The 21,008-nt window shown below is 75.2% G+C and carries 17 protein-coding genes and 2 pseudogenes; 8 read left to right on the top strand and 11 right to left on the bottom strand.

Annotated elements, in window-relative coordinates:
• Positions 1-123: 123 nt before the first annotated feature.
• Positions 124-2,967: a BTAD domain-containing putative transcriptional regulator gene (locus tag ACFWTC_RS25340; protein ID WP_383924604.1), complete on the bottom strand. Its 2,844-nt coding sequence runs from the start codon at positions 2,965-2,967 to the stop codon at positions 124-126.
• Positions 2,968-3,081: 114 nt separating this feature from the next.
• Entirely contained in the window at positions 3,082-3,567 is a 486-nt protein-coding gene (locus ACFWTC_RS25335; RefSeq protein ID WP_383924602.1) for a peroxiredoxin, read from the bottom strand.
• Between the two features lie 385 nt (positions 3,568-3,952).
• On the opposite strand from ACFWTC_RS25335, the gene ACFWTC_RS25330 reads away from it, so the two are divergent.
• From ACFWTC_RS25330 to ACFWTC_RS25310, 5 genes are all read left to right on the top strand, one after another.
• Positions 3,953-4,192, top strand: coding sequence for a chaplin (locus tag ACFWTC_RS25330; RefSeq protein WP_351283087.1), 240 nt, complete (start codon positions 3,953-3,955; stop codon positions 4,190-4,192).
• A 157-nt stretch (positions 4,193-4,349) separates the two neighbouring features.
• Positions 4,350-4,493 (top strand): hypothetical protein, encoded by a 144-nt coding sequence (locus tag ACFWTC_RS25325; RefSeq protein ID WP_383924599.1) that lies wholly within the window; start codon positions 4,350-4,352, stop codon positions 4,491-4,493.
• 106 nt (positions 4,494-4,599) lie between these two features.
• Positions 4,600-5,328: a response regulator transcription factor gene (locus ACFWTC_RS25320; protein ID WP_384029370.1), complete on the top strand. Its 729-nt coding sequence runs from the start codon at positions 4,600-4,602 to the stop codon at positions 5,326-5,328.
• Positions 5,325-6,440: a sensor histidine kinase gene (locus ACFWTC_RS25315; RefSeq protein WP_384029368.1), complete on the top strand. Its 1,116-nt coding sequence runs from the start codon at positions 5,325-5,327 to the stop codon at positions 6,438-6,440. Before ACFWTC_RS25320 ends, ACFWTC_RS25315 begins: the two co-directional genes overlap by 4 nt.
• A gap of 73 nt (positions 6,441-6,513) precedes the next feature.
• Positions 6,514-7,503 (top strand): S41 family peptidase, encoded by a 990-nt coding sequence (locus ACFWTC_RS25310; protein ID WP_384029366.1) that lies wholly within the window; start codon positions 6,514-6,516, stop codon positions 7,501-7,503.
• A 215-nt stretch (positions 7,504-7,718) separates the two neighbouring features.
• Here the strand turns inward: ACFWTC_RS25310 and surE are convergent, their stop codons facing one another.
• The 3 genes from surE to ACFWTC_RS25295 form a co-directional block, all read right to left on the bottom strand.
• On the bottom strand, positions 7,719-8,624 hold the full coding sequence (gene surE / locus ACFWTC_RS25305) for a 5'/3'-nucleotidase SurE (RefSeq protein WP_383924586.1): 906 nt from the start codon (positions 8,622-8,624) through the stop codon (positions 7,719-7,721).
• An 89-nt stretch (positions 8,625-8,713) separates the two neighbouring features.
• On the bottom strand, positions 8,714-9,988 hold the full coding sequence (locus ACFWTC_RS25300) for an MFS transporter (RefSeq protein WP_383924583.1): 1,275 nt from the start codon (positions 9,986-9,988) through the stop codon (positions 8,714-8,716).
• 722 nt (positions 9,989-10,710) lie between these two features.
• Entirely contained in the window at positions 10,711-10,839 is a 129-nt protein-coding gene (locus ACFWTC_RS25295) for a hypothetical protein (protein ID WP_383924581.1), read from the bottom strand.
• Between the two features lie 172 nt (positions 10,840-11,011).
• Between ACFWTC_RS25295 and ACFWTC_RS25290 the strand changes: the two genes are divergently transcribed.
• Together ACFWTC_RS25290 and ACFWTC_RS25285 are read left to right on the top strand one after the other, a co-directional pair.
• Positions 11,012-11,515: a hypothetical protein gene (locus ACFWTC_RS25290; RefSeq protein WP_383924579.1), complete on the top strand. Its 504-nt coding sequence runs from the start codon at positions 11,012-11,014 to the stop codon at positions 11,513-11,515.
• Between the two features lie 147 nt (positions 11,516-11,662).
• A pseudogene (locus ACFWTC_RS25285) lies at positions 11,663-12,571 on the top strand (substrate-binding domain-containing protein); the annotation flags it as partial.
• Between the two features lie 71 nt (positions 12,572-12,642).
• Here the strand turns inward: ACFWTC_RS25285 and ACFWTC_RS25280 are convergent.
• The 3 genes from ACFWTC_RS25280 to ACFWTC_RS25270 all read right to left on the bottom strand — a co-directional run bounded on the left by ACFWTC_RS25280 (position 12,643) and on the right by ACFWTC_RS25270 (position 17,488).
• Positions 12,643-13,434 (bottom strand): phosphatase PAP2 family protein, encoded by a 792-nt coding sequence (locus tag ACFWTC_RS25280; RefSeq protein WP_383924576.1) that lies wholly within the window; start codon positions 13,432-13,434, stop codon positions 12,643-12,645.
• 169 nt (positions 13,435-13,603) lie between these two features.
• Positions 13,604-14,572 (bottom strand): alpha/beta hydrolase fold domain-containing protein, encoded by a 969-nt coding sequence (locus ACFWTC_RS25275; RefSeq protein WP_384074642.1) that lies wholly within the window; start codon positions 14,570-14,572, stop codon positions 13,604-13,606.
• A gap of 1,800 nt (positions 14,573-16,372) precedes the next feature.
• Positions 16,373-17,488, bottom strand: a complete 1,116-nt coding sequence (locus ACFWTC_RS25270; RefSeq protein ID WP_384029362.1) for a zinc-dependent alcohol dehydrogenase family protein — start codon at positions 17,486-17,488, stop codon at positions 16,373-16,375.
• 160 nt (positions 17,489-17,648) lie between these two features.
• Between ACFWTC_RS25270 and ACFWTC_RS25265 the strand changes: the two genes are divergently transcribed.
• On the top strand, positions 17,649-17,774 hold the full coding sequence (locus ACFWTC_RS25265) for a hypothetical protein (RefSeq protein WP_383924567.1): 126 nt from the start codon (positions 17,649-17,651) through the stop codon (positions 17,772-17,774).
• On the opposite strand, the pseudogene ACFWTC_RS25260 reads toward ACFWTC_RS25265, so the two are convergent.
• From ACFWTC_RS25260 to ACFWTC_RS25250, 3 genes and pseudogenes are all read right to left on the bottom strand, one after another.
• Positions 17,767-18,695 (bottom strand): annotated as a pseudogene (locus ACFWTC_RS25260) (DMT family transporter). The gene ACFWTC_RS25265 and the pseudogene ACFWTC_RS25260 overlap by 8 nt on opposite strands.
• 440 nt (positions 18,696-19,135) lie before the next feature.
• Positions 19,136-19,969 carry a RimK family alpha-L-glutamate ligase gene (locus tag ACFWTC_RS25255; protein WP_383924564.1) on the bottom strand — a complete coding sequence of 278 codons (834 nt, stop codon included), beginning with the start codon at positions 19,967-19,969 and terminating at the stop codon, positions 19,136-19,138.
• A complete protein-coding gene (locus ACFWTC_RS25250) occupies positions 19,966-20,880 on the bottom strand; it encodes a RimK family alpha-L-glutamate ligase (RefSeq protein ID WP_383924562.1) in 915 nt (304 codons plus the stop codon). Before ACFWTC_RS25250 ends, ACFWTC_RS25255 begins: the two co-directional genes overlap by 4 nt.
• Between the last annotated feature and the right edge of the window lie 128 nt (positions 20,881-21,008).

The following is a 21,008-nucleotide window of genomic DNA, read 5'->3' as shown; positions in this document are numbered from 1 at the left end:
CGGTCTTGCTCGGCACACGGTGACGCAGGGCGATCAACAGCGCGTGGGCGTCCGATGGGTGGGGGTCGGGGAGTCCCGCCCGGCCCCGCCGCGCGGGGTACCGGGCCGTTCCGTGTCCGGTCCCTACAGGGCGTCCAGCACCGCGCGGGCCTGCGCGGCCTCGGGCGGCCGCATGGGTTCGAGCAGCTCGACGGCCCGGGTCAGGAGCTCCCGGGCCCGGTCCGTCTCGCCGAGGGCCGCCTGCGCCGTGCCGAGGAGCCGCAGGGCGCGGGCCTCCGCGAACAACCAGCCCTTGATACGGGCCAGTTCCAGGACCCGCTGACCGGTCGCCACCGCGTCACCGGGCCGCCCCGCGGCCAGGTGGCAAGCGGATTCCTCGCACAGGTGGAACACCTCGAAGGCGGAGTAACCGTGGCGCGCGGCCAGTTCCGCGCCTTCGCGGAGCCCCTCGATGGCCTCGTCGGGCAGCCCCCGCAGCCGGGCGACGGTGCCGAGCGCGTACAGGGCGTAGATCTGCCGGAACGGGTCGCCCGCGGCCCGCGCGGAGTCGAGGCCCAGTCGGGCGTTCGCCGCCGCCTCGCCGAGCCGTCCGGCGGCGGCCAGGATGACGGAGCGGCAGGTGTGCGCGTTTCCCGCGCCCCACGCGTTGCCGCACCGGTCGCCGGTCTCGACGGCCCGCCCCGACAGCTCCAGGGCCCGGTCGTACTCGCCCCGGCCGAGCCACACCAGCCCCTGACAGTTGTGGATCTCCGTCAGGACCGCCGGGTCCCCGGAGTTCCGCGCGTCGAGCTCGGCGTCCCGCAGGACCGCTTCGGCCGCGTCCAGCTGCGCGAGCTGGTACAGCGCCCCGCCCAGCATGTAGCCCAGGCGGCCCGCCGCCCTGGTCTGTCCCCGCTCGCGCGCGAGCCGCAGCATCAGGCGGGCCGGCTCCACCAGCGCGCCCCAGAGGAACGAGCCGTCGAGCACCGGGTCCAGGGCGAGCACGAGGTCGGCCACGAGCGCCACGGACGCGGGATCGGCCCGGACCGACTGCACCGCGACCGCGAGGACGGACTGGTGCTGCGCCGTGAACAGCCGGTGCCCCTGCCCGGGTTCGGAGACCGGGGTGCCCGGCGAGCGCGTCGGGGTGAGCAGCCCGGCCAGCGGATGGCCCGGGCGCTCGACGGCGTACGCGTTGCGGGCCGACGCCAGGAAGTGGTCGCAGAGCCGGGACAGCGCCGCCGCCTGCTCCCCGGGACCGTCCTCCTCCGCCGACCGGGCGCGGGCGAAGGCCCGCAGCAGGTCGTGGAAGCGGTACCGGCCCGGCGCCGGGGACTCCAGCAGCCCGAGGCCGGTCATCCGCTCCAGGCACTCCTCGGCCCGCTCGTACGCAAGCCCGGTCAGGGCCGCCGCGTCGGCCGCCTCCGCGTCCTCCTGGTCGGGCAGGGCCAGCAGCCGGAACAGCCGGGCCTCGTCGGCGCCGAGCAGTTCGTAGCTCAGCCGGAAGCAGGCCTCCACCCCGTCCTCCCCGGCCGCGGTAGCCGAGAACGGGGAGCGCCGCCCCTCCAGCAGCCCGAGGAACGCGGCGAGCGACCAGCCCGGCCGGGTCGCCAGCCGGGAGCCGGCGATCCGCAGCGCCAGCGGGAGCCCTCCGCACAACTCGGCCATGGCGGCGGCCTCGGCCGGTTCCGCCGCGATCCGGGCCTCGCCGAGGATCCGGCCGAGCAGGGTCACGGCGTCGGCGGACGACAGCACGTCGAGCCGGATGCGCAGGGCCGCGGGGAGCTCGGGCAGGGTGCTGCGGCTCGTCACCAGGACGGCACAGGCGGACGATCCGGGCAGCAGCGGCTCGATCTGCCCGATGTCCCGGGCGTCGTCCAGGACCAGCAGCACCCGCCGGCCCGCCAGCCGGGACCGGTACAGGGCCGCGCGCTCCTCGGTGCCCTCCGGAACGGCGGAGTCCAGCACGCCGAGGGCCCGCAGGAAGGCGGCGAGCACGCTCGCAGGGAGCGCCGGATCGTCCCGTACGCCGCGAAGGTTGGCGTAGAGCTGCCCGTCCGGGAAGTGGGCGCGCAGCCGGTGCGCGGCGTGCAGGGCCAGGGCGGTCTTGCCGACTCCGCCGATCCCGCCCACGGCCGAGATCACCACCGCCTCGGCGCCGTCCGGCCGCAGCGTGCGCAGGAGGTCCGCCGTGTCCTGGTCGCGCCCGGTGAAGTCGCTCGTGGTGTACGGCAGCTGGGCCGGTGGTGGCAGGCTGACCGCTCCGGGCGCCGAGAATCCGCTGCCGGGCCCTGTGGATCGGCCGCCGGTCCCCGCGGGCCCGCTGCCGGCCGGCGGGGCGGTCGTGTTCCCGGCCTCGCCCGGGCGGCCCGCCCGCTCCAGGGCCGTGGAGCGCAGGCTCCGCAGCCGCTCGTTCTGCGGGTGTTCCGCACACAGCAGGGCCAGTTCCGGGACCAGTCGCGCGTGCTGTCCCCGTACGAGGTCCAGCTCCAGCCGCTCCAGCAGTACGGACAGCCGCAGCTCGGCCAGCCGCTCCCGCTGGATCCGGGCGAACGGCCCCGGCAGCCCGGCCAGCGGAACCCCCCGCCACCTGCGCAGGGCGCCCTCCAGCAGCTCGGACCCGCTGCCGGGGTCCCCGGCCGTGACCCGGGCGCGGGCCCGGGTCACCTCGGCCTCGAACACGCTCAGGTCGACCGCCGCGTCCGGCACGCCGAGCGCGTACCCCCGCCCCTCGGTGGCGAGGCAGGGCCCGACGATCCGGCGCAGCCGGTACACGTACGACCGGACCGTGCCCACCGCGGTCCGGGGGCTCTCCTCACCCCAGATCCCGTCGATCAGCTCGTCCAGCTCGCAGACCCCGCGCCGTCGCACCAGCAGCATGGCCAGCAACAGGCGCTGCTGCGGCGGCCCGAGCGCGAGCGCCTCCTCGCCGTGCCAGGCCTGCACCGGCCCCAGCAGCGAGAAGTACGGTGTGGCAGGAGCGCTCAAGGCGGCCCCCTTTCCCCAGTGAAGACGAACCCCCGAGCGGATGATCTTCACAGACGCGCGCAAACCGTACCTCGGGTTCCGGCCACCGCGCCTCGGTGCCCGCCGTCCGAAGGCTCAGGTCCGGGGGAGGGCGGTCAGCTGCTCGGCGATGGTGGTGGCGGAGGGGAAGGTCGCGCCCAGGGTTCCCACGCGCTTCCAGTGGAGGCTTCCGTCGGGCGCGACGATGAACACCGAGCGCCGCAGACCGATGAGCGGGGCGTCGATCCCGAAGGCCCGGGCAGCCGCGCGGTCGGGGTCGGCGAGCAGCGGGATGCGCAGCCCGCGGTCGCGGGCGAACCGCTCGTGGCTGCCGAGGTCCTGCGGGCTGATGCCCCAGACGGTGGCCCCGCAGGCCTGGAGCTGCTCCAGGCCGTCTGAGTAGGAGCACAACTGCTTGGTGCAGACAGGGGTGTTGTCGCCGGGGTAGAAGGCGAGCACGACGGTGTTCCCGCGCTGCCCGCCCAGCGCGTAGTCGGACCGTTCGAAGCGGTCCTCGCGGAGGACTCCTCCGGGCAGGGAGAAGTCGTTCACGATCTCTCCCACTGAGGGCGTACGGCCCATGGTGTCGGTTCCTTCCGCAGGGGTGGCGGCGCTTCCCCCGGGCAGGGGGACCGGCCGCCGACCGGCCGGTTCTCTGTACGGGCGCCCGGCCTCGGGACCGGGGCGCCTGATGGTACGGGCCCGTCCGCCGGAGCACCGCGGCCGGTGGCCGTCCGCGGGCCCGCCCGGTACAAGGGCCCGTCCGTCCTTCGGAGCGGAGGCCGCCGCGGATCGGCCGTCCGGCGCGACGAGACCGCGGGCCGTCATCCGAACGAGGGAACCGGGGCCGCCCCACCCAGCCGCCCCTCCCGGCGCGCCGAAGTCACCAGCGAGGGCCACGCAGCACAAGGGCCCGCACCGTCCCCTCGTACCGGGGCCGGCGCATCACGATCCACAGGAGGCTTCCATGTCCCGTTTCCTCAAGACCGCAGGGCTCGCGCTGGCGGCCGGCGCCGTACTCGTCGGCGGCGCGTCGGCCGCGTCGGCCGACGCGGGCGCACAGGGTGTCGCGGCCTACTCGCCGGGCGTCGGCTCCGGGAACCTCATCCAGATCCCGATCCACATCCCGATCAACGCCTGCGGCAACTCCATCAGCGTCATCGGCCTGCTGAACCCGGCCTTCGGCAACACCTGCGTCAACGCCTGACGGTTCCCGTCCGGCCGGACGGCCCACCGGCCGTCCGGTCGCGCGGCGCCTCGCGCACACCCGGACGCCCGCCTCCCCGGCGCGTCGACCGCACGGCCAATCCCCCGGCCCTCCCGCCACGAATCAAGGGCGAGGAAAAGGTTGCGAGGCGAACACCATGACCGACGAAGAGTTCGAACGGATCGTGGAACTGGCCCGGGCCGAAGCCCGCCGCATCAGCTTTCCCGCCCCCGTGCCGGTCGAGGACGCACCGTACGGATTCCACACCCAGCACGCGGAATACGGCGCGCCGGCCCACTGAGCCGCCGCCCGTGGGGTGGGCCGAGTCCTTACGAAAGCCTGACGCCGCCCCCCACCGCACCCCCGGCCCCGCCACAGGGCCCCGCGCCGGTGCGATCCTGGTCCCCATGAGTCACACCGAACCGCAGCCCCGGGTCCTGGTGGTCGAAGACGACCCGACGGTCGCGGAGGTCGTCTCCGGCTACCTCGTACGGGCCGGCTACGCCGTGGAGCACGCGCCCGACGGCCCCGACGCCCTGCACCGCGCCATCCAGCGCTGGCCGGACCTGGTCCTCCTGGACCTGATGCTGCCCGGCATGGACGGCCTGGAGGTGTGCCGGCGGCTGCGCGCCACCGCCGCCGTCCCCGTCATCATGCTGACCGCGCGCGGCGACGAGGACGACCGGATCGCGGGCCTGGAGCTCGGCGCCGACGACTACGTCACCAAACCCTTCAGCCCCAGGGAACTCGTCCTGCGGGTCGAATCCGTCCTGCGCCGCAGCCGCGGCAGCCGACGGCAGGACCCCGCGCCGACGCGACCCCTCCTGGCGGCGGGCGGCGTCCTCCTCGACCCCGAGAACCGGCGCGCGGAAAAATACGGACGCGAGCTGGCGCTCACCCTGCGCGAGTTCGACCTCCTCGCCCACTTCCTCACCCACCCGGGCCGGGTACACGGCAGGGAGGAGCTGATGCGCGAGGTGTGGGGTTGGGACTTCGGCGACCTGTCCACCGTCACCGTCCACGTCCGCCGGCTCCGCGCGAAGATCGAGGACGACCCCGCCCAGCCGCGGCTCATCCGGACCGTGTGGGGCGTCGGATACCGCTTCGCCCCCGAACCGCCGGAGGCCGCCGCATGAAGGACGTCGTACTCATCGCGCTCTTCGCGCTCGCCGGGGCGGGCTGCGCGGGGCTCGCCGGGGCGCTCGCGCTGCGCCTGGTGCGCCACCGTTCGGTCGCGGTGTCCCTCACCGTGGTCGCGGCGGTCACCGTCACCGCCATGCTGGCCGGAACGCTGGCGGTGGCCCAGGCCATGTTCCTGTCCGCCCACGACCTGTGGGTGGTCACCGTCGTCGTGGCCATGGCCGCCGTCGTCGCCCTGGCCACCGCGCTGCTGCTCGGCCGCTGGGTCGTCGCGCGCAGCCGTGAACTCGCGCTCGCGGCGCGGGACTTCGGAAACGGCGGCCGGTTCGCGGCGCCCCCGACCGCCGCCACCGCCGAACTCGCCGCCCTGTCCCGGGAACTGGCGGCGACCAGCGCCAAGCTCGACGCGTCCCGCAAGCGGGAGCAGGCCCTGGAGGCGTCCCGCCGCGAACTGGTCGCCTGGATCTCCCACGACCTGCGGACCCCGCTGGCGGGACTGCGCGCCATGGCCGAGGCCCTGGAGGACGGCATGGCCGCCGATCCCGCCCGCTACCACCGGCAGATCCTCACGGAGGTCGACCGGCTCAACTCCATGGTCACCGACCTCTTCGAGCTCTCCCGCATCCACGCTGGCGCGCTGAGCCTCAACCCCAGCCGGATCTCCCTGTACGACCTCGTGGACGACGCGCTGGCCGGCGCCGACCCGCTCGCACGGGAGCACGGCGTCCTGCTCGTGGGGGAGCGGGTCGCCGCCGTACCGGTGGAGGTCGACGGCAAGGAGATGACCCGCGTCCTCGCCAACCTCCTCGTCAACGCAATCCGGCACACGCCGGCGGACGGCACGGTCGCCGTCGCGGTGGAGGACCGGACGGACGCGGTGGTGCTGTCCGTGACCGACGGCTGCGGCGGCATCCCCGAGGAGGACCTGACGCGCGTCTTCGACACCGGCTGGCGCGGCAGCGAGGCCCGTACGCCCCCGGCCGGGGCGGGGCTGGGGCTGGCGATCGTCCGCGGAATCGTCGAGGCGCACGCGGGGCGGGCCGACGTGCGCAACGTCCCGGGCGGCTGCCGCTTCGAGGTGACCCTGCCCACGGCGAGCCCGGCCTGACGGCCCGCCACCGGCGGGTCCCACCCGGGAAATCGCTGGTCGCACCGTGAGCGGCCGCCTAGCATGACCGCCCGTGAACACCAACGAACAGATGGTCGAGCGGGCTCTGGACCGGATCACGGCAGGGTACGTCTTCCCCGAGAAGGCCGAGCGGGCGGACGCCGCGATCCGGCGCCGTCTCGCCGCGGGCGAGTACACGGACCTGGACGGCCCGGCGCTCTGCCGCACGGTCACCAGCCACCTCCAGGAAGTCTGCCCGGACAAGCACCTGCGGCTCCTCTGGACGGACCTGCCGCAGTCGCTCGAACCGGAGGACGAGGACGAGGGGCGCTCGGCGTTCCTCGCGCGGCTCAGGGCCGGGAACCAAGGGGTCCGACGCGTCGAGCACAGGGACGGGAACATCGGGCTCATCGAGCTCGGACTCATCGCCGACGCCGCCGGGGGCGCCCTCGTGATCGGCGCGGCCATGCAACTCGTCGCCCACAGCACCGCGCTCGTCCTGGACCTGCGCACCTGCCTCGGCGGGTCACCGGAGGGGGCCGCTATGTGGTGCAGCTACTTCTTCGGCGACGACCAGGTGCACCTGAACGACATCTACGACCGGCCCACCGGCGTCACGCGACAGTACTGGACGACCGCGCACCTGCCCGCCCCGCGCTACACGGACCGTCCGGTCTACGTGCTCACCAGCTCGACCACCTTCTCCGGGGGTGAGGACGTGGCGTACACGCTGCAGGCCCATGGCCGCGCCGTCGTCATCGGCGAGACGACGCGCGGCGGCGCACACCCGACCGTGCGCCACGCGATCACCGCGCACGTCCAGGTGACGGTGCCGGTCGCCCGGGCCGTCAACACCGTCACCGGCACCAACTGGGAGGGTGTCGGCGTGCTCCCCGACGTGCCCGTTCCGGCGGACCGGGCGCTCGACACGGCGCTGGCCGCGGCGCTGCACACGGGCCCGGGCGCGGAACGGGACACCGGCCCGGGCGCGGGTCTGGACACGGCGCTGAACACGCCGCTGAACACGGGTCTGGACACGGCACTCGCGGCCGAGCGGCGCTGACGTGTGCGAGGCGGCCCGGCCGCGACACCCGGACCACCCGGCGGAGGGCGCGGCGCGTCCCGGGCTGACGGGGACTACCGGCCGAACGTGCCGCCGTGCGCCCGAACGCCGGAACCTCCCGCCGGCCCGGGGCGGCCGGGGGCCGCGGCGCCGTGGGCCGCACCCCGCTCCACCCCCCGGGCCGCCCGGCCCCTCGGCTGTGGGCTCGGTGCGGGCTAGGGTCGGAGGCCTGTGAGCAGGGCGGTGGTGACCGCCTGGTCGGCGGGGCCGGGGTTCCAGTCGGCGTTCATCGGGCTGACCGCGATCCGGCCCGCGCTTACGGCCTCGACGTCACCGCCCTTCGCGGCGGGGCGCAGGGCCACCTTCACGGTGACCTTCCAGGTGCCGTCACCGGAGTCGGTGAAGTCCGGCTCCAGCAGGGTCTGCGGGTCCTGGAACGTCGTGGCCACGCCGGAGGCGCCGCCCCTGCCGTCCGCGCCGATGACGGGGTGGTTCACGTTGAGGCCGATGCCTCCGGGGAGCAGCGGGCCGGAGCGGGCGCGGGAGCGCAGCCGGTCGATCAGCTTCACGGCGAAGTCGAGCGTCGGACCCATGGCGTTGACGGTGGTGACCGGGTCGGGAGCGGCGAGGCCGCCCGTGCTCAGGGCGATGGCCGGTACGCCGGACTCCAGCGCGGCGACGGCGCCGCCGACGGTGCCGGAGTGGTTGGCGAGCCCGGCGACGTTCGGGCCGAAGTTAGTGCCCGAGACCACCAGGTCGGGGGCCTTCCCCGCGAAGACCTCGGCCAGGCCGAAGGCGACGGAGTCGCCCGGAGTGCCGTCGACGGCCCACACCTTCGGCGCGGGGTGCTCCACGGCGACCGAGGAGGCGCTCGTCACCTTCGTGCCGGTGCCGCTCTGGTTGGTGAGCGGGGCGACGATCGTGACGTCGTGGCCGGCGGCGGTCAGGCGCTCGAAGGCCTTGCGGATGCCCGGCGCGTCGTAGCCGTCATCGTTGGTGAGCAGGATGCGCAGCGGGCCGGTGGGCGGGGTGTGCGGGGCGGCGGCCGCGGGCGCGGTTCCGGTCAGGGCGGGGGCGCACAGCAGGAGGGCGGCCATCGGCAGGACTCGCTGGGGTGTCACGTCATGCTCCTTCGAGGAGGGGAGGGAGGTACGGGGGCGTTGCCGGGGTGGTACGTGGAGGGCGTCGGCGCCCCTGCGGTCGCAGGGGATCAGCGCACGCTGCGTATCGGGAGGATCGCCAGCGCTCCGATCAGGGAGAGGGCCCCGCCGACGAGGAAGAGCGGGGTGTAGCCGCCCAGGGTGGTGACGACCGCCGAGGCGACGAACGGGGCGATGATCTGCGGACCGGCGTTCGCGACGTTGAGCACGCCCATGTCGCGGGCGGCGTCCTCGGCCCGGGGGAGCACCAGGGTGACGAGTGCGGTGTCCACCGCCATGAAGCAGCCGAAGGCGAGGCCGTTGAGGGCGCTGAAGACGAGCATGCCCGCCCAGGTCGGACTGATGACGGGCACCACCATGACGAGCCCGGCGAGGGCGGCCGATACGCCGACGAAGACCTTGCGGCGGTCCCAACGGTCGGACAGCAGGCCGCCCACGACGGTGGAGAGGGCCATCGCGACCATGGAGACCGGGGTGAGGACGGCCATCGCAGCGGGCGGAGTCATGCCGGCGGGCAGGGTGATGTGGTCGCCGAGGATGTAGAGCTGGTAGCCGACGACGGAGAAGTATCCGAGAACCATCAGGGCCCGGCCGATGAACGCCCACCGGAAGTCGTGGTTCGCCAACGCGGATAGAAAGGCGGCCAATTGGGAGCCCTTGGGCGGGCTCGCGTCGGCGGCGTCGGCGGTACCGGCCGCGTTGGACGCGCGTGAACGAGGGGTGTCCCGGCAGATCGTGGTGAGCAGCAGCGCGGCGGTGGCGATCACCACGCCGAAGACGAGGTAGCCGGTGCGCAGTTGCCCGGCGGTCTGGGAGGCGATGAGCACGCCCGCGGTGCCGCCGATCGGCAGCCCCAGCCCGACGAGCGCGGACGCGGTGCCCCGGCGGGCGGCGGGTATCCGGTCGGGCACGATGGCGGTGACGGCGGCCTGGTAGGTGTTCATCGTCGCCTGGACCAGGCACCAGCCGATGCCCACCAGAAGGGCGGTGTTCACGCTGCCGAGGAAGGCCAGGCAGGCGAGCGAGGCGAGACCACCGGCCACGATCCACGGATTGCGCCGGCCGCTCCGGTCCGACAGTGCGCCGGCGATCGGGTTGAAGGCCGTCGCGAAGATCGCGCTGATGCCGCCGATGAGGCCGAGGAGCGCGACTTTGTCGTCAGGGGCGATCGCGGCGATCTGGGTGGGCAGCAGTACGGATCCGACGCCCATGTACACGGCCATCATGGCCGAGTTGGCGACGAGCAGAAGCGGCAGGAGCCCGCGCTGGCGGGGCGGTTCCGCGACGTCGGGGGCGGGCGGGTCGGCGATGTCGTTCGTGGTCACGGCGACTCCTCGGGGAGCGGAGCGGGAAGTGGCGGGGGTGGGGCGGGCCGGGCGGTGTCGGCGGGCAGCGGGAATCGGACGGGGCGGGCGGCTCCGCGTGAGTGGCGCGGGGGAGCGGGCGGTGTCCGTCGCAAAGGGGTGGGCGACGGGAGTTCACGCGATGTTGTTACACGTGTCACCAAAGCCGCTGGAGACTGTGTAGCACCCCGTTCCGGAACTCCGCTAGGGGCTGTGCAGGGTCGGTGTGCGGATCGTGATCGGGGCCGGATCTCCGGCGTCGCCTTGCATGACCGGTGGCTCCAGGCCACTGGCCAGGGGCGTTGTGTCGGAAAAGCCTCTTGTGTCGGCGGACGCCGTCTGACACCTCGACCGCGCCGTACCGAGCGGACGACCGAACAGGGCACCCCGCCGCGGCGGTCGGGCGACACAGGGCGCGCGACGGGCCGACGGAGCTTCCTGGCGGGATCGTCGGCGCGGTCCGAGGAGGAGTGTTCCGGCGGCTACGACCTCAACGTGCTCGCGGACCGTCTCGGCGCCACGGCCCGGGTGAACCCGACGAATGGCGATCGTTCTTGTGCACGTCGTGGGGCCGGGAATCGGGGACGAGGACATCGTCGAGCCCGACGTCGTCGCCGGGTGCAGCAGGCCGATCGGCCATCTCGCCATGGGCCCTGCTGACGGCGGCGTTCGTGGACGTGGTCGGCGGCGTGGCCCAGGACGATCTACCGGCTGACCAGGTTGCCGTCGTGGACGGACTTCCGGGTGTGCTCGCGCGATGCCGGACGCCCCCGTGCCGACGTGTTCGGCACGTCGGCGATCACGGCGTCCAGACCGCCTTCGCGCTCGGGCACCGGGTCTGGACGGCCTGTGGGCTGATGGGTTCGTGGCCCTGACGGCCCCGACGGCCGTGGGCCTGTGGGCCTGTGGGCCTGTGGGACGAGGCTCTGCCGGTGCACCGTCATCCGTCAGGGGGAGGCAGCCCGCCGTGGCGGACGATGTGCAGCGGCCGCGTCCGGAGCCAGCATGTACGTCATGCCGACCGCCAGCGCTCCCCTCCCCGTCGTCGCACCCGCGCCCGTCTGGGCCCGCCGCGCCGCCCATGCCGTAGCCCTCTGCGCGGTCCCGTCCGGCCTGTGGCGCATCGCCATGGCCTCCGGGGTCTACGTGGGCTACAGCGACCAGGTGCTGCGCGACGTCTTCGACATCCCGGGATGGGGCATCGCGTACGTCGTCGGACTCTCCGTCCTTGCCGAGGCGGCCGCTCTGTTTCCGCTGCTGCTCGTGAGCGACCGGTGGCAGCCGCTGCGCCCGCGGGCCCTCTCCGCGCTCGCGTGGACGGCCTCGATCGTTCTGATCCTGGTGGCGCTGTGGCAACTCGTGGTCGCCCTCACCGTCGAAAGCCAGACGTACATGGCGAGCGGTACGGCACTCACCGTCTGGTGGCTCGCGTTCGCCCCGCTGTTCGCCATCCCCGCCCTGATGACCGCGGTGACCTGGTCGTACGCGAAGCGGCGCCGGGCAAGGTGAGAGGTCCGGCGGCCCCGCCCGGTGCTCCGACCGCAGGAGTTCGCCGGGTTTCGCCGGGTCCTGCCCGGCGGGCGGACTCCGCACCCGCTCGGGGAGCGGCCGTGCACGATCCGTTTCGGGCCGCTGGGCCGCGGTCCCGGGTAGGTCATGATCAAACACGGGTCACCTCCGGGAGTACGGTGCGGGTCGGTCGATGAAGAACGTCGAGGGCGTCATGGCCAAGGAAACGCGTGTCCCCGCGTCCGGTACCAGCGCCGATGTGGCCGCCTCGCGGGCGTCTCGCGCGTCACCGTCTCGTTCGTCCTCAACGACGCCCAGGGCCACCGCCTCAGCGAGAGCACCCGGGCGCGCGTCCTCAAGGCGGCCCGTCGGCTCGGCTACGTCCCGCACGCCGCCGCCCGCTCGCTGCGGGCCGGGCGCAGCAACCTCGTCCTGATGCCCGCGTCGGTCTCCGCGATCGGCCGCCTCGTCAGCGACTGGGTCGACGGCCTGCACAGCGAGTTCGGCCGCCACGGCTACGCGGCCGTGCTCCACGCCGGCCGGTTCGCCGACCCCGTGGACGCCGCCCGCGCCTGGGCGGAGCTGCGCCCGCCCGGCGGCCGTGCTCGCCCTCGACGGAGACCGCCTCACTCTCCGGGCCGTCGACGTGCTGCGGCGCGCCGGAGTGCGGGGCTTGCTCGCCGTCGCGGCCCGCCCCGTGGACGGCGTCCACACCGTCGGCCTCGACCACGCCGACATCGGCGCCGTCGCCCCGGCCACCTCCTCGCCCGCGGCCGGACCCGGATCGGCGTGGTCATGCCGCAGGAGCGCGGCTTGGACGCCCTTGCCCGGCCGCGGCTCGCGGGCGCCGAGTCCGTCGCCGCCCGGCACCCGGTGACCGTGCTGCCGGTGGAACTCGCGTACACGCGGGAGTCCGCGACCGCGCTCGCCCGGCGCTGTCGCAGCCTCGCTCTGGACGCGGTGTCCGCGTACAACGACGAGTACGCCGCCCTGCTGCTGCACGCGTTGCAGGCCGAGGGGGGCGTCGTACCGGACGAGGTCGCCCTCGTGGGCTGCGGCGATATCGTCCTGTCCGCGCTCCAGCGGCCGACGCTCAGCACGGTACGCCTCGACGTTCTGAGACCCCGTCACGGCCGGGTGGGCGCGGGCCGATCCGTGAGGAGCGCGGCAGCGGGCGCGGGCGCGGGTACGGGCGTGGCTGCCGGCGCGGGGGCCGCGGCGCCCGCAGCCGCCCCCCGGCGGCCGCGGGCGCGTACGGGCTCCCCGGCCAGTGCCGGTCCGAACAGCCACCACGCGACCAGGGCGACCCCTGCCCCGGCGGCGGCCCCCGCCGCGGTGTCGCTGAGCCAGTGGGCGTGCAGCCAGGTACGGCTCCACATCATGGCCAGCGTGAACACCGCGCCTCCGATCCACCACGCCCGCCGCCGGGCGGCAGGGACGAGCAGCGCCCCCACGAGGACGACCAGCAGCGCCGCCGAGGCAGCGTGCCCGGAGGGGAAGGAGCCGTGGTCGACGCGGACCAGCGGGTCGGCCGGGCGCGGCCGGTCCACCAGGTGCTTGAGGCCCTGCACGACGAGCATGTTGCCGCCGAGGTGGACGCCGAGCATGAACGCGGCCGACACCCAGCGCCTGCGCAGGAGCAGCACCAGCAACAGGCCGAGCGGGACGATGACTCCGGGAGGCCCGCCGAACCAGTTCAGCGCCGCGGCCGCCGCCGCGTACGGACCGTCGTGCGGGCCGCCCATCCAGCCCAGCCACCGGTCGTCGAGCGCCTGGAAGGGGGGATCCGCCAGGTTCGAGCGGACGACGAGGGCCGCCAGCCCGGCCAGGCCCAGCAGGACGAGGCCGAAGAGGAGCGCGCCGCGGCCGGGGCCGCGCGGGGCGGGGCCGTCGGGTGGAGTGACCGGGTTCCAGGACATGAACTGCCTCTCGCGCCCGCGGGCGTGTGCGCGGGCATGGGTGAGCTGGGCGGGTGGCGGGTGGCGCGTGGCGGTATGGGGGATGCCGGGGGCGCGGGACGGGCCGCGCCCCCGGCGGGACGGAACGGCGGGCGGTGTGCGTTCGGGCGCTGTGCGTCCGGGGGGTCGGTCAGGCCCCTGCGCTGAGGTGGGCGGCCAGGAACGCGACGCTCTCCGCGACGATCGGCGTGATGTCCGGCGCGCCGAGGAAGATGTGGTCGGCGCCCTCCACGGGCCGCAGCGTCACCTCGCCCCCGGCGCCGCGCAGCGCCTCGGCGAGCACCTCGCTCTGGCTGTACGGGACCAGGCCGTCGTGGGTCCCGTGGATGAGGAGGAACGGCGCAGGGGTGTCGCCACCGCCGTGCGTCGGCACCGCGTACGTGACCGGGCTCGCGGCCCGCGCCAGCGCGGGGCGCTCGGCCTCGGTGCCGCCCAGCAGGGCCTCGTACGGGTCGGGGAACTCGCCGCCCGACGGCATCGGCGGCATGGGGTGGTCGGCGAGCGCGACCAGGTCGGACACGCCGTACCAGTCGACGACGGCCAGGACACCGGTGTCCCCGCCGCCGACGCCCTCCGTACCCTCCAGGCGCGCTCCGTCCGTGCTGTCGGGGCCGGTGACTCCGGCGAGCGCGGCGAGGTGGCCGCCCGCCGACTCGCCCCAGACGCCGATCCGGCCGGGGTCGATCCCCAGGGTGCCGGCGAAGGCGCGTACGTAGCGGATGGCGGCCTTCACGTCGTGGAGCTGGGCGGGGAAGGGCGCTTCGAGGCTGTGCCGGTAGTCGATGGATACGAGGGCCAGCCCGGCCGCCAGCACGGCGCCGTGCAGCAGGGCGGCGGGCACGGTCGGCGGCGGGTAGCGGCGGTCGCCCTCCAGCCAGCCGCCGCCGTGGATCCAGACCACGGCCGGGAAGGGCCCCTCGCCGGCCGGCACCTGCACGTCGAGCAGCCGGGGCCGGTAGCCGGGGGTGGTGGCGTACGTGACCCCGTCGAAGCGGCGGACTCCGTCGGCGGCCGTCACGGGCGGGACGGGGGACTGGTAGGGCGGGGGCGGCCAGGTCATGTCGGCGAGGTCGAACCCGACCGGAGGGGATTGCGTCATGAGGGTCCTTCGCGAGGGGGGACGGCCGGGCGGCCGGGGCGGGCGGGGCGACTGGCGGATCCGGAAGAGGGGTAACCCGCGGGTTACACGTGTAAGTGGGACTGTAGCGATGCGTTTCCGTCGCCGACAAGACCATCGACACCCTGACTTCCGTGTCGGCGACCCAAGCCCCGGGCGGGGGAGTCCGACCTCGGACTCACCGCCGTGAATGTCTGACCGCGCCGTGCCGCGCCGCGCCGCGATAGTCGTAGGGCGCCCGGACGCGACGGTCCGACACCCGTGGACGGCCGCTCCCGGGCCGAAGCGCGGGCACGGTTCCGTCCGGGACAGCGATGGTGGACGGGTGCGGTCGGTGCGCGGTGCGGGTCGGGGGCGCGGGGGCCACGGGGGGCTGGCGCTCCAGTTCGCGCGGTGCGGTGACGGCCGACTGCCCGACCTCCCGTGCCAGGTCGCCCGGCTCAGGCGGCACCGCCGACCGACCTGAGGGGTCCCACACCGCAAGGCGGCCGGCTCAGCCAGAGCCGTCGGCCCCGCACAAGACCACGCGTTCCAGCACGACCACCCCGACGGCGCAGGGCCGTCGGCCGACCTCCCGCACGGGATACCGCAAAACGGCCGGCTCCAGCGGAACCACGGGCCCGGACACACACCACTCGCCCACTCCGCCGGACGACCTCCCGCGCCGGACCCGGCGAGGCGGCCAGCCCGGGCGGAGCCACCGGCTCACCTGTAGGGCTGGGTACCCGTCAGGTGGGCCCGCGGCACGGGGCCCCTACGGCGCGCGCCCGGGCGGCCGGAGCGATCGCCCGAACCGCTGCTCGCCGAGGAGCCAGGGTTCGGGCGGGACCGACTGCCGGGCGAGGTCCGCGGCCGCGCGAGGGACGCCCGCATCAGCTCCGTCGGGGTGTCGGCTACGCCGGGGCAGCCACGCGCGCACCGGGCCGCCCGTGCGTCTCGACGTCTCGCTCCGTCCGGGCGGCTCTTGCCCGGACGGGGTGGGTCGTGTCCGGGTGAGTGCTCTTGCGCCGGGGCCGGTGGTTCCGGTCGAGCCGGCCGCCTTGCACTGATCGGGCCCGTCTGGTCGGCCGGTGGCCCGGTTCGGGCTGGTGGTTGAGCCCGGTCAGGAGTTCCGCCTGGTCATCGGCTCCGCCCGAGCCCGCTGCCCCGCGGTTCCCGGCCCGTCAGGTCGGCCGGTGGCTCGATTCGACGCGGCCGTCCTTCGCACGCACCGCCTCGCCTGCGCCGTCAGGGTGGACTCCGTCGTACGGGCGGGGCCGGAGCACCGTGCGGCCTTGGCGCGGGCTGGACTCGCCCTGACCTTGGTGATCGCAGTCAGGGCGGCCTGCGCCGCCTCGGCGAGTCCCACCCGGGGCGCTCGGGTCGGTGGTTCCGCCCGAGCCCGCTGACCTGCGGCTTCCGGCCCGGCAGGGTGGCCGGTGGTGCCGTCCGGCTTGTTGTCCTTCCCGCGCCGTCCCGTCTGTGCCGCGAGGGCGGCCTTCGCCGTACTGGTTGCGGTGGAGCATCGCGCGCGGCATTGACGCGTCTGCCCTCGCCCCGACCGCGGTGAGCGCCGTCGCGACGGCCTGCGCCGCCGCCGGCCCCACCCCGGTCGGGGAGCCGCTGCGCGGGGGGAAGCCCGGAGGCGTTCGCGCTACATGACCGCGGGGATCGTCCGTGGCTGCGTCCGGGCGGGCGGACGCGCCCGGGACGGTGGTTCCGCCCGAGGTCGCCGTCCTGTGCCTGAGCTGTTCCGCGCCGCCCGCCCCGCCCCATCCCGCGAGCAGCGCGGGGTGGTGTGTGTCAGGAACGGGGGTGGATGACCGTGACCCCGCGGCCCGCCGCCGATCCCATCGCCGCGAGCGCGGCCGGGGCCGCGTCGAGCGGGATCACCGAGGTGACCAGCAGGTCCGGGCGCAGTACCCCGGAGCGGACCAGTTCCATCATCGGCGGGTACGCGTGCGCCGCCATGCCATGGCTCCCGAGGATCTCCAGCTCCCAGCCGATGACCCGCTCCATCGGCAGCACCGTGCCCCCGGCCGCCGTCGGAAGCAGCCCGACCTGTACGTGCCGGCCCCGCCGCCGCAACCCGGCCACCGAGGCCGCCGCCGTCGCGGGCGAGCCCAGGGCGTCGAGCGAGAGGTGGGCACCACCGCCGGTCACCTCCCGCACCGCCGCGGCCACATCACCTGCGGCCACATCAATTGCTGGCACGCCACCTGCGGCCACGCCATCGCCGGCCACGCCATCGCCGGCCACGCCGCCGACGGCCACGCGCACGGCGTGCGCCGCGCCGAACTGCCGTGCCAGGTCGAGGGCTTCCGGCGAGGTGTCGACCGCGACCACCCGCGCGCCGGCCGCGGCCGCGATCATCACCGCCGACAGGCCCACCCCGCCGCAGCCGTGCACCGCGACCCACTCGCCCGCCGCCACCCGCCCCTGCGCGACCACGGCACGGTACGCCGTCGCGAAGCGGCACCCCAGCCCGGCCGCCGTCGTGTACGCGAGCCCCTCCGGTACGGCCACCAGGTTCACGTCGGCGTGGTCCAGGGCCACGTACTCGGCGAAGGACCCCCAGTGCGTGAATCCGGGCTGGGTCTGCCGCGCGCACACCTGGTGCTGACCGGCCGCGCACTCGGCGCACCTCCCGCAGGCGCAGACGAACGGTGCGGTCACCCGGTCCCCGGCCCGCCACCCGGTGACACCCGGCCCCACCGCCTCCACCACACCGGCGAGTTCGTGCCCGGGCACGTGCGGCAGCACGATGTCCGGGTCGTGGCCCATCCACCCGTGCCAGTCGCTGCGGCACAGCCCGGTGGCCTCCACGCGCACGACCACCCCGCCCGCCGGCGGAGCCGGGTCCGGCACCTCCCTGACCTCGGCCCGCTCGCCGAACCGCTCGAACACCACCGCCCGCATGCCAACCGCCTCCCGCTCCGCTCGACTGCCCGCACGCTACCCGCGCCCCGACCCGGCCCCGCCGTACCAGGCCCGGTGCTTGTCCGGCCCGGCCGCCGATGGCTGGACGCGGGAGAGCCGCCGTACGGGCGGCGTCCGACCGGAACACCAGGGGGATCCCATGAACCGCAAGCGAGCGGCCGCGGCCGCGTCCGTCCTTCTCGTCCTCGCCGTCACCGTGCTCGGCGCCGGTGCCCAGGCCTACGCGAAGTCGGCCGGTGACAAGAAGGTGGAAGTCATCAAGTAGGAACGCCCCGAGGGTGCCCCGTACGTGCCCCGTGCGTGCCCAGGCCGAAGGAGACGGCGCGGCGTCGCCACGGCGCGCCGTCCCCGGCCCGGGCCAGGGCGAGGACCCCGGCGCAGATCAGGGGGACGCCCAGCAGCTGGGGGAGCAGCCACCACTGGGCCCGCAGGTGCTCCTCGTACAACACGACGCCGAGGGCGACGCCGACGCTCGCGTTGCCGAGGGTCAGCGGGCTGTGAGGCGACCAGCGGTCCGCCCTGCATGGCGTGTTCCAGGAGCAGCAGGGCGCAGATGCCGCTCGCGCCGAACGCGTACGTCTCCCAGGTCGTCAGGAACGCCCCTATGCCCCCGTCGTCGAGGACGTGCACGGCCGACTTCATCAGGGCGGCGGTGAGCTCGTAGCACACGGCGGTGGCCGCCCCCAGGCAGCCGGCCCGGGCGCGGCCGGGCGGCCGGCGCAGACCCGCCACGGCCAGGGCGCCCACCGCGACCGCGCACGCCACGAGGGCCAGGACCCACCGGCCGAGCGGTGCGTCCGTACGGTTCCCCGACGGCGAGGCGGCCGTCAGCGCGACCCCGGGCCCGGCCACCACCCCCGCGACGGCCAGCCACAGCGCCCCGGGCAGCCGCTGCCGCGTGACCAGCGAGGCGATCAGCAGCGCGAGCGGCAGCTCCAGTACGAACAGGGGCTGGACGAGGGCCATGGGCCCGGTGGCGAGCGCCACGGCCTTCCCGGGCCCCGGCGGCGATCACGGCCAGGATCCCGCCGATCCACAGCGGCCGGCGCAGCAGGTCGAGGATCAGGCCGAAGCGGAAACCGTCGCCCTGCGGCACGGTGAGCGCGGCCCGCCGCTGGAGCACGGTGGCCAGCGCGTTGCTGAACGCCGCGAACAGCGCGAAGAGGACCGGCAGGACGACGCCCATCCCCCGATCCTCACCGCGCCCCCGCCGCGGCCGCGCCCCGACACCGTCCCGGGAGCGTTTCGCCCCGGGCGTTCCCCCGTCCGGGCCTGTTCCAGCCCGGACGCCCCGTACCGGCAGGTCGAGACGCCCGCCGAAGATGGGTGTCACCACACATGCGCGCAACGGGTGTGGCGCGTGATGCTCAAGTGGAGGAGCGCCTCCTCGGCACTCCCCGGCGCCCCCGCGGCCCTTTCCCGGCGCTGATCGTGGAGCGTCACCGGGCCGGTGGTCGGGTGTTCGCGGCCACGGCACGAACGGAGTCCGCTCCGACGACCGCCACGTCCCCGGCCGAGCCGGCCGAGATCGCTCCTTCTGGGAGTTCAACCGCTACGACCGGATCGTCACAGCGGTCACCACGGCCTCGCCGGTCTGTACGCGTGGCTGCGCCACTCCGTACTCGCCTAACCCCGGGTGCTCGCCTGACCCCGGCCGGCCGCCGACCGCCCACCGGCAGCCCGTCGCAGGGCGAGGCCGGCCAGGGCCTCGGGGGCGCCCGCCTGGTCACGGATGCCCGGGAACGCGTTGACGTCCACGATCAGCGGCGAACCCCCCGCGTCGACGATGTCCACGCCGTACACGTCGAGTGCGAACGCCTCCCCGGCCGTGCGCACCAGCGCGGCCCAGCCCGGCGGGAGTTCGTCCGGGGCCGGCGACCGGGTCGGGCCGCGGCCGCCGGCGGAGAGTTCGGAGCGACGCAGGGCCGCGAAGACCCGGTCGCCGACGGCCCACAGCTTGTGGTCCCAGCCACTGTTGGGCGCGAAGTCCTGCACCACCACCGGCTCGTCGGGCCACCGCGCCGCCAACGCGGCCAGCCCCGCGCGGTCGTCGACCCGGGCGACCAGGTCGCCCCGCCGGCTGTGCCGGCTCTTGACCACCACCGGAGCGGGCAGCGCGCGGCCGGACGCCCACCGCCCCAGGGGCCCGACCGTACGGGTGGCCGCGAACGGCAGTCCGGCCCGCAGGGCGGTCTCCGCCATCCCGGTCCGGTCCTGGCACCGCTCGGTCGCCGCCGCGGAGTTGACCACGACGGCGCCGCGCTCCTCCAGCTCCCGCGCCAGGGCCAGCGCCCGCGGGGTCCGCGACTTCAACAGGTACGCGTCGGCCACGGCGCGCGGCGGGACGGTGTCGGTGCGCGGATCGAGCGCCTCGACGACGTGCCCGGCCCCGGTCAGCAGCGCGCTCGCCGCCGCCAGCAGGGGATGTCCGGGCTCCGGGGTGATCAGGCCGATCCTCACGCGCCGTCGCCCGCCCGTACGGAGGCCTGCGCCGGAATCGACACGGGCAGGGCCGGGTACACCAGCGCCGCGGGGGCGGGGGCGGGGGACGCGGTCGCGGCGCCCGCGCGCGCCAGCCCGAGGACCGCCCGGGCGACGCGCGCCGCCGCGTCGGGGACCTGACGGAAGCTCGGGAAGTCGTTCACGTCGACGACCACCGGCCCGTCGGGGCCCAGGAGCACGTCAACCCCGTACAGGTCGAGCCCGTACACCGCTCCCACCTGCGCGGCGATCGCCGCGACCTCCGCCGACAGCGGCACGCGGCGCTCGCGCACCGAGGGGTCGGGGTGCAGCGGGGAGCAGCGCTCGGTCGCGAACAGCTCCCCGCCGACCGCGTACACCTTGATGTCGATGCCCGCGTTGGGCACGTACGGCTGGGCGATGAGCATGCCCTCGCCCGCGAGTACGGGGAGCATCGCCGCCAGCCGGTCGGGCGAGGACAGCAGGTGCACGGCCCGCCCGGAACTGCCGTCAGCGGGTTTGACGACGAGGGGGTACTCCGACGCCGGTATCTCCCCGAGCAGTTCCGGGGCCGCCGCCGCGTAGGTCGTCGGCAGCGGGAGCCCGCGGTCGCGGCCGATCGCCGCCGCCAGCGCCTTGTCCCGTACGCCGCGGATCGAGCGGGCGTCGTTGACCGTCGTCATCCCCGCGGCGGCGGCCGCTTCGAGCAGGGTCAGCCCCGGCCCGCCGGACACCGTCTTGAGCACCCACGCGTCGTGCGCGCCGGTCCGCACCACTTCGGTCATCCGCAGCAGCGAACCACCCGGCCGCACGACGTCGACCCGGTGCCCCCAGTCGGTCAGCTGCCGGATCACCTCGTTCGGCATGCCGTCATGGCGGTAGTGCTCCTCCACCAGGAAGCAGAGCCTCATGGACCTTCCCCGTATTCCCCGGACGTCCGCCGATTCCGTCCGGCGAGTTGTGACGTCACAGGATGTCATGAACCGCAATGTGCTGATCGGTCCGCGTGTGCGAAGGTGCGCCGCCCGGCCGCACCGTC

Origin of the sequence: Streptomyces sp. NPDC058619 (assembly GCF_042717785.1) — a bacterium.
GTDB lineage: Bacteria > Actinomycetota > Actinomycetes > Streptomycetales > Streptomycetaceae > Streptomyces.
This window is presented reverse-complemented; position numbering and strand designations above follow the sequence as displayed.

Excerpts from the sequence above, each read along its gene's own strand:
- ACFWTC_RS25275 (WP_384074642.1), bottom strand. The coding sequence starts at position 14,572 with ATGACGCAATCCCCTCCGGTCGGGTTCGACCTCGCCGACATGACCTGG.
- ACFWTC_RS25280 (WP_383924576.1), bottom strand. The coding sequence starts at position 13,434 with ATGTCCTGGAACCCGGTCACTCCACCCGACGGCCCCGCCCCGCGCGGC.
- ACFWTC_RS25330 (WP_351283087.1), top strand. The coding sequence starts at position 3,953 with ATGTCCCGTTTCCTCAAGACCGCAGGGCTCGCGCTGGCGGCCGGCGCC.
- ACFWTC_RS25270 (WP_384029362.1), bottom strand. The coding sequence starts at position 17,488 with ATGCGGGCGGTGGTGTTCGAGCGGTTCGGCGAGCGGGCCGAGGTCAGG.
- ACFWTC_RS25335 (WP_383924602.1), bottom strand. The coding sequence starts at position 3,567 with ATGGGCCGTACGCCCTCAGTGGGAGAGATCGTGAACGACTTCTCCCTG.
- ACFWTC_RS25290 (WP_383924579.1), top strand. The coding sequence starts at position 11,012 with ATGTACGTCATGCCGACCGCCAGCGCTCCCCTCCCCGTCGTCGCACCC.
- ACFWTC_RS25315 (WP_384029368.1), top strand. The coding sequence starts at position 5,325 with ATGAAGGACGTCGTACTCATCGCGCTCTTCGCGCTCGCCGGGGCGGGC.
- ACFWTC_RS25325 (WP_383924599.1), top strand. The coding sequence starts at position 4,350 with ATGACCGACGAAGAGTTCGAACGGATCGTGGAACTGGCCCGGGCCGAA.
- ACFWTC_RS25265 (WP_383924567.1), top strand. The coding sequence starts at position 17,649 with ATGAACCGCAAGCGAGCGGCCGCGGCCGCGTCCGTCCTTCTCGTCCTC.
- ACFWTC_RS25320 (WP_384029370.1), top strand. The coding sequence starts at position 4,600 with ATGAGTCACACCGAACCGCAGCCCCGGGTCCTGGTGGTCGAAGACGAC.
- ACFWTC_RS25250 (WP_383924562.1), bottom strand. The coding sequence starts at position 20,880 with ATGAGGCTCTGCTTCCTGGTGGAGGAGCACTACCGCCATGACGGCATG.